The sequence below is a fragment of the uncultured Clostridium sp. genome (assembly GCF_963527835.1).
In the GTDB taxonomy this organism is placed as follows: Bacteria; Bacillota; Clostridia; order Clostridiales; family Clostridiaceae; genus Clostridium.
The window spans coordinates 60,560-68,359 of the sequence record NZ_CAURTC010000017.1 but is presented as its reverse complement, the minus strand read 5'-3'; the positions used below and the strand labels follow the sequence as shown (position 1 = coordinate 68,359).

6 protein-coding genes are annotated in these 7,800 nt (G+C 25.0%); 2 read left to right on the top strand and 4 right to left on the bottom strand.

Going from position 1 to position 7,800, the window contains the following annotated elements; all coding sequences use genetic code 11:
* Positions 1–108: 108 nt before the first annotated feature.
* The 4 genes from RYM86_RS09940 to RYM86_RS09925 form a co-directional block, all read right to left on the bottom strand.
* Positions 109–612 (bottom strand): hypothetical protein, encoded by a 504-nt coding sequence (locus tag RYM86_RS09940; RefSeq protein ID WP_315080108.1) that lies wholly within the window; start codon positions 610–612, stop codon positions 109–111.
* 391 nt (positions 613–1,003) lie between these two features.
* The gene (locus RYM86_RS09935) at positions 1,004–1,513 is read right to left on the bottom strand and encodes a QueT transporter family protein (protein ID WP_315080105.1); all 510 of its coding nucleotides are present in this window, start codon (positions 1,511–1,513) and stop codon (positions 1,004–1,006) included.
* Between the two features lie 363 nt (positions 1,514–1,876).
* Positions 1,877–2,866 (bottom strand): UDP-glucose 4-epimerase GalE, encoded by a 990-nt coding sequence (galE, locus tag RYM86_RS09930; protein ID WP_315080104.1) that lies wholly within the window; start codon positions 2,864–2,866, stop codon positions 1,877–1,879.
* A gap of 158 nt (positions 2,867–3,024) precedes the next feature.
* Positions 3,025–3,702: a GTP pyrophosphokinase family protein gene (locus RYM86_RS09925; protein ID WP_315080102.1), complete on the bottom strand. Its 678-nt coding sequence runs from the start codon at positions 3,700–3,702 to the stop codon at positions 3,025–3,027.
* Positions 3,703–3,906: 204 nt separating this feature from the next.
* Between RYM86_RS09925 and RYM86_RS09920 the strand changes: the two genes are divergently transcribed.
* Positions 3,907–5,262, top strand: a complete 1,356-nt coding sequence (locus tag RYM86_RS09920) for a [Fe-Fe] hydrogenase large subunit C-terminal domain-containing protein (protein ID WP_315080100.1) — start codon at positions 3,907–3,909, stop codon at positions 5,260–5,262.
* Positions 5,263–5,618: 356 nt separating this feature from the next.
* Positions 5,619–7,670 (top strand): YcdB/YcdC domain-containing protein, encoded by a 2,052-nt coding sequence (locus RYM86_RS09915; RefSeq protein ID WP_315080098.1) that lies wholly within the window; start codon positions 5,619–5,621, stop codon positions 7,668–7,670.
* Positions 7,671–7,800 lie beyond the last annotated feature (130 nt).

Below are 7,800 nucleotides of genomic sequence, written 5' to 3'. Positions count from 1 at the left end.
TATATATATATATAATTTTTTATATATTTATACTGAAAATAAAAAAATAAGTCACTTAAAATAATAGTAACTTATTTCTCTTAATTTTTATTCATTATTATAAATTTATTAAGCTTCATTTACTGCATTTTCTATATATTTAGAAAATAACTCCCTGTTTGATATTAATCCTTTTTGATTAGAAATCTCTAAATTTCTAAATCCAAGCTCAACATTTCTCAAAAGCATTTCCATTTTTCCACTATGCTTTTCTTGCAAATCATCAAAGTTATCTACCATATAATCTATTGTTTCTATCATATCATTAATAGAATATTTGTCAGAGTAAATTTTTCCTTTTAACTCTATAAAATATTTATCTTTGAAGTCTCTTAAATTCGCCAATAAATAGCCTTTATTTTCCTTTTGCCATATTTCATAATCTTTAATATAAACCTCTTCTTTTAGTATGTTCCTTGGTATACCAATAAGTTTTTTAAATTCTCTTTGATTCATATCCCAAATAGTATTTCTAACTTCGCTAATTACCCATCTTATAGTAGATAAATCATAATCACTTTTTATAAATTTATCTCCTATCTTATTAAACCTTTTTTTTGTTGATATATGCATAATATCACCTCATAATTTTATTAATTCATTATTTATGATATTCATAAATACTTACATATGATAATAAATTTAATGCTATAAGTTACTTGAAAATAGAACACCCCATTACTTTTTCAAATATTAATGTAATTATAAGTAAAATTTTATATAAAAAATATTTAGGTATTGTACGTTCTTCTTGCTTTAGCATATATATTATATCTAGTATTAAAGAGAAGAAAATAATTATTAGCAAAGAGATATATATAATTTTGTTCATATTACTTTTCCTAAAATAATATTCTTTAATATAATATATGCAATTTTTCATTATAAAATAATTAAATTTATAAAAAAGACATAAAAAAAGATTTATTTTCTCTTTTTCATGTCTTTTATTAACTAATTTTATTTAAATATCTTGTACTAAAATTAATTTTTTATATTTATGTTGTACTAATTTAAGTATTGGTAATCCTATCAAAGTTACAACAACAAATTCACCTATTGCTATTTCTCCCATAGATAATATAAGTGGAATTTTAAATAAATAATTAAGCATCCACCCTATAATTAAAGCGTTAAATATTGTTGGCCATAATGATGCTATAAATAATGCTTTTTTATTATTTTTAATATATTTCGCTGTGAATGATATTGCTGTAACACTAATCAATGTAGCTAATGTTCCTAAAAATATATCTAACATGCCATTAGGCCCAAGCATATTTGCTATAAAACATCCTAATGTAAGTCCCCCAATATAAAATGGATCTACAAAAGCTAATAATACCATTATTTCTGAAATCCTAAATTGAATATTTCCATAACTTATAGGTGCTAATATAAGTGTTATCACTGCATAAATAGCAGCTATAAGTGCTGTTCTAACTAATCGTCTTGTTGTTTTACTACTTTTCATTAAATATCCTCCTAAAAAATTAGTTTAACAACCTCCTAAACTTTACACTAAGTTTTAATTTATATTTGTATAAACATTTCACTAAAACCTATGTAAAATTTAAACAAAACGAGTAACTATAAGTATGATTAAATCCAGAACAAAATCGCTAAGGCGATGATCAGCCCTTGATTTATTTAAAGAATAAAAAAAATCGTAGGACATTAAATCCTACGATAAAAATTCAATAATCTAATAAACCTTCATAAATATATAAAAGTTTATTATTACTAAAAGTTAACCATAGTTTTATTTAAAGTCAGGAGGCTTCCGAACTGACTATATTAAATTATAACAAACTTTTAGAATTATTACAATGTGAAATTATTTGTTATATCCATTCTTATTATTTGCATGCCATACCCAAGCATCTTCTATAATCTTAGTTATATTTGTTCTACTTGGATTCCATCCTAATATTTCTCTTGCTTTATCTGAAGACGCAACTAACTTACTTGGATCTCCTGCTCTTCTTTCACCTATTTGTGCTGGAATTGGATGCTTAGTAACTTTTCTTGCAGATTCAATTATCTCTTTAACTGAAAATCCTTGACTGCTTCCAAGATTAAATATATTACTATCTCCTCCATTTAATAGATATTTCATTGCTAAAATATGTGCTTCTATTAAATCTTCAACATGAATATAATCTCTTACACAAGTACCATCTTCAGTATCATAATCTTCACCATATATTGTTATAAAATCTCTTTTTCCAAGAGCTACTTGAAGTACTATTGGAATTAGATGTGTTTCTGGATTATGATCTTCTCCAATAATTCCACCTTCTCTTGCTCCAGCAACATTAAAATAACGAAGTGATACATATTTTATTCCATAAGCTCTATCACACCATTTCATTATTTTTTCCATAGTAAGCTTTGTTTCACCATATGGATTTGTAGGACAAGTTTCCATTTCTTCAGTTATTGGAATTTGTTTTGGTTCACCATAAGTTGCTGCTGTTGAAGAAAACACTATGTTCTTCACATTAAATTCATTCATAACTTCTAATAATGTTTGTGTTCCTTGAACATTATTATTAAAGTATTTAAGAGGATCCACCATAGATTCTCCTACTAAAGAATTTGCTGCAAAATGAATTACAGCTTCAAAAGATTCTTTTTCAAAAACACCTTTTAAAAATTCCTTATTTCTTATATCACCTTTATAAAATTTAGCTTTTTTATTTATTGCATCTTCATGTCCAGTTAGCAAATTATCTACAACTACAACATCATAATCATTATCTATTAATTGGCTTACTGCATGAGAACCAATATAGCCTGCTCCGCCTAAAACTAAAATACTCATTATTAACCTCACTTCTATAAATCATTAAATATATTTGTTTTTAAATTATATATAAGAGTACTTAACTCTTATACATAATATGTTAAATCCATAATTTATATTATATTACTTTTTAGTTGTAAAATCATCCTCTAAAACATAATATTTTATTAAGTATTTTACAACTTTTCAACTTCTTCTTGGATTTTTTGCATTTTTAAATCTGTTGCTGAGATTATATCAGCACATTCCTTTAAATCTGCTCTTATATGTTTTGGCGTATCTTCTCCTTTTTTATAATAAAGTTTATGTTCTAAGCTTGCCCAAAAATCCATGGCAATAGTTCTTATCTGAACTTCTACCTTTACATTTTCTATATGATCTGAAAAATAAATTGGAACTTCTAATACCATATGTAAACTTCTATATCCATTTTCCTTTGGATTTTTTATATAATCTTTTTCTTCTACTAATCTTATGTCATTTTGACTCTTTAACATATTAGCAATTTCATATATGTCACTTACAAATGAGCATACAACTCTTACTCCAGCTATATCATTTAAATTTTCTCTTGCTGATTTAATGCTTACATCGAATCCCCTACGTTTAAGCTTTTCTAATATGCTCCTAGGTGATTTAACTCTTGATTTCATATATTCTATAGGATTTCTTTTTCTTCTTATTTTAAATTCAAAATCTAAAATATCTAATTTAGTTTTAATTTCTTTTATAGCAGAGCTATATATCATTAAAACCTCTTGAACTTCATCTAGTTTTTCCTCTACATTTTCAGTTGATATTGTCACATTTCCACAATCAAAAAATATTTTATCATTTTCTCTCAAGTCATTCATAATTATGTCATCCCCCTTTAGTATACTAAATAAACCTACAATAAATATGTTAACATATTCATTATAAAAATCAATCTCTTAAAATCATTATAACTTTTAAGTAATTAAATTTATATATAATTTAATAAAATACAGCATATTAATACATACTATATTAAAATAAAAAATTTAATCTTATTTCATTAACTTGGAGGTTATATATTTATGAATAATAAATACTTAGATTTATTTGATACATTAGTCAAGTCATATTATAATGGTAATTTTGATGAAACTCTTAATCGCATTATGGTATGCCATGAAGTATCTCCGCAAGAAACATTTGAAATAATAACATCTCTTTGTGGAGTAAAACTTAAATTTGATAATAATTATGTATACAATATAAAAAAAGCAATTACAGAATATACTGTAAATAAAAGAATAGTTGAAAAACTTGAATGTTGTAGTGCTAATTGCATACCTAATAAAGAAAAAAAATACCCTTGTGAATTATCATGTCCTTTTAATGCTATATATTATGATAGTGAAAAAAACTCTACTGCTATAAACAAAGATATGTGTATTAATTGTGGTATTTGTGTTGATTCATGCAAGAATGGACGAATATTAGATAAGGTTGAATTCTTACCTATAATTAATCTAATAAAAGAAAATAAAACTGTTATTGCTGCTGTAGCACCTGCAATTGCTGGACAATTTGGAGAAAATGTAACAATGGATCAATTAAGAGAGGCTTTCATAAAAGCAGGTTTTACCGATATGGTTGAAGTTGCATTTGCTGCTGATATATTAACAATAAAAGAAGCTGTTGAATTTAATAAACATGTTAATAAACCTGATGATTTAATGATAACTTCTTGCTGCTGTCCAATGTGGGTTGGGATGTTAAAAAAAATTTATAAAGACCTTGTCCCAGATTTATCTCCATCTGTTTCTCCTATGATAGCAGCTGGCAGAATATTAAAAAAGTTAAATAAAGATACCAAAGTTGTTTTCATAGGTCCATGTATTGCAAAAAAAGCCGAAGCAACAGAAAAGGATTTAGCTGGTACTATTGATTTTGTATTAACATTCCAAGAGGTAGAACAAATTTTTAGAGCTTTAGAGATAAATCCAATGAAATTAAATGGAGTTCCATCTGTTGAATACGCCTCAAGAGCCGGGCGTTTATATGCTAGAACTGGTGGTGTTTCAATTGCTGTTTCTGAAACAATAGAAGAACTTTATCCAGAAAAATTCAAGCATTTTAAAAGTGTTAAAGTTGATGGAATCAAAGATTGTAAAGCAATACTTGATAAAGCTCTAAAAAAAGAAGTCGCTGCTAATTTTATAGAAGGTATGGGGTGTCCTGGTGGGTGTGTTGGAGGTCCAAAAGCTATTGTGCCACCAACTAAATCCAGAATTGCAGTTGATGAATTTGCTTACGATTCACCTATAAAAGTTCCTGTTCACAGTAGAATTTTAGATGAAGTATTATCAAAAATTGATATAAATTCAATCGATGATTTTAAAGATCCTAAAAAAATAGAAATATTAGAACGTGATTTTTCAAACTAATCTTCATTTTGATTAAATTGTAATTATAAGTTTCTAATTAAGGTATCTTCTATTTTAAAATATATAAAAAATTTATAATCTAATCTTTTTATAAGACTATATTTTAAGTATATGTTACTATATGAAATAAGTAAAATGCTCTCTAATAGACTTTTAATTTTTCACCATCTTAGCTTATTCATATATCAAGCATTACAAAAAAATATAGTCTTTTTTATATAAATAATTCTTTCTTAAATTAAGCTTAATAAATACATTATATAGTAGATAGAAAATATATTTAGTGTTACCATATAGTTATATTGAATTTTCTGTTACTCATTAGTTTTTTATAATTTAATTGGAGGGATATATTAATGAAAAAGAATTACTTTTTAAGTATTTTGCTATTCTTTTCGCTTATTCTAAGTATTCAATATCCAGTATTTGCAGATGAAAATTATAGTAAATCATTAGAAAATGCTATTACAAAAACCAAAAATATAATAACAATTCCTGATACTTATACTGATTTTACTCATTCTGGTAGAGAGCAAAAAACAATCCTTGGACAAGTAAATTTATTTGAACTTAATTGGTCAGAAGTGCAAGGAAAATATGGCAACATATCAGTATCGATGGATGAAGATGGAAATATATATGATTTTTATAAGTATAGTAATGAAAATACTTCAAAGTTACTTGCATCTGTCACTAAGGATGAAGCAAGACAAGCTTGTGAAGATTTTATAAAAAAAGCACTTGTAAATCATTATAGTTCTTTAAAGGAAATAAATTCTTATAATGATCCAACAGATAGTGTTTATACATTTAAATATAAATGTTATTTTAATAATATTCCATTAAACTTTTTATATGTAAATATTTCTGTAGATAAACATACTGGTGAAATAATTACTTTTAATACAAATAACTTAAATACAAACTCTCTTTCATATCCTTCTAATGATAATATAATTGAAAAATCAAAAGCCAAAAAATCATATATTGATAAAATTGGTTTAAAGCTAAATTATTATTCTTATTATGACTATAAAAATAATAAGCTAAATATTTTTCCAGCATATTGCATAAATAGTACTCCTAATGTAGCTATAGATGCACATTCTGGAGAAAAGATTTCTATAAATAATGAAAATATATATTTAGGTAAAGATGGATATAAAAATGCTAATGAAAGCTTAGATTCCTTAAAAAATTTAACAAAAGAAGAAGATGATGCAATAAAAAATGCCTCTGGACTTATAACTAAAGACACAGCTACCGATATAATTAAAAAATATAGTGATTTAGACTCTTTTGAAGATAAAATTTCAAATTCTCATATAAATAAAGATTTAATATCAAATAATTATATTTGGACAATTAATTTTGAAAATGCTTCTGCAGAAGTGGATGCTAAATCAAGTGAACTATTATCTTTTTATCATTATTCAAATATTGATGATAAAACCAATGTGATACCTATTGATGATGCTAAAAATATAGTAAATAAATTTCTAAATGAAGTTTCTCCTAATAAGTTTGTAGAAACAAAATTAGAAGCCTTAGATACAGATATAAATGAAAATGATAGCTTTTATAATTTTAAATTTATCCGTCAAGTAAACGGAATTAACTTTATAAACAACTATCTTATGGTTTCTATTAATAAATTTAGTGGAAAAGTTTGTGAATATACTAGTCAATGGTATGATAATGTTAATTTTCCAGATATAGATTCAGCCTTAACACCCGAATTAATTTTCGATAAAATTAGCGATAAATTTGGATTAGAATATACAATGTCTAATGACAAAAATATTTCTTTAATATATAACTTTATAGATTTAGGTGAAAATTATCTTGTTAATCCTTTTAATGGGACAAGAATTAAGTTTAATGGAGAAGAATATAAAGAAAACGATCTTCCTAAATATTCTGATATAAATGGGCATTGGTGTGAGAAAACAGTTAAAGAGCTATTAGAAAATGGTTATTATTTAAAAGGTGACAAATTTAATCCTGATAATAACATAACTCAAATTAATTTTTTAAGATACCTTTATTCTCAAGTTTGGAATTTTAATAATTCTGATGATGATAATAAATTTTATGATATGCTTATAGAAAAAGGAATTTTAAAAGCAGAAGAAAAATCACCTGATTTATTGCTTACAAATAAAGATATAAGTAAGTTAATAGTTAGATATTTAGGATATGATAAAATCGCTAAAAATTATTACATCTTTAATAATCCATTTAGTGATTCTATTGAAGATGACATTAAAGGTTATGCAGCAATTTGTAATTCCTTAGGAATAATTACAGGTGATGGAAATAATAATTTTAACCCAAATAACAATGTAACAAATGCTGAAGCTGCAAAAATAATATATAACCTATTAACTAAAGCAAACAATAAATAGACATATAAATAAGACTGTATTTTAGGAAAATGTCTGATATATGCATAAGCAAAGTGGACTGAGTAATTGAACTTAGGAATACTAAAATGATTATAGTCCCATTTTAGCTTGCTCCCAATATAAAATTGAG

Excerpts from the sequence above, each read along its gene's own strand:
- RYM86_RS09940 (WP_315080108.1), bottom strand. The coding sequence starts at position 612 with ATGCATATATCAACAAAAAAAAGGTTTAATAAGATAGGAGATAAATTT.
- RYM86_RS09935 (WP_315080105.1), bottom strand. The coding sequence starts at position 1,513 with ATGAAAAGTAGTAAAACAACAAGACGATTAGTTAGAACAGCACTTATA.
- galE (WP_315080104.1), bottom strand. The coding sequence starts at position 2,866 with ATGAGTATTTTAGTTTTAGGCGGAGCAGGCTATATTGGTTCTCATGCA.
- RYM86_RS09925 (WP_315080102.1), bottom strand. The coding sequence starts at position 3,702 with ATGAATGACTTGAGAGAAAATGATAAAATATTTTTTGATTGTGGAAAT.
- RYM86_RS09920 (WP_315080100.1), top strand. The coding sequence starts at position 3,907 with ATGAATAATAAATACTTAGATTTATTTGATACATTAGTCAAGTCATAT.
- RYM86_RS09915 (WP_315080098.1), top strand. The coding sequence starts at position 5,619 with ATGAAAAAGAATTACTTTTTAAGTATTTTGCTATTCTTTTCGCTTATT.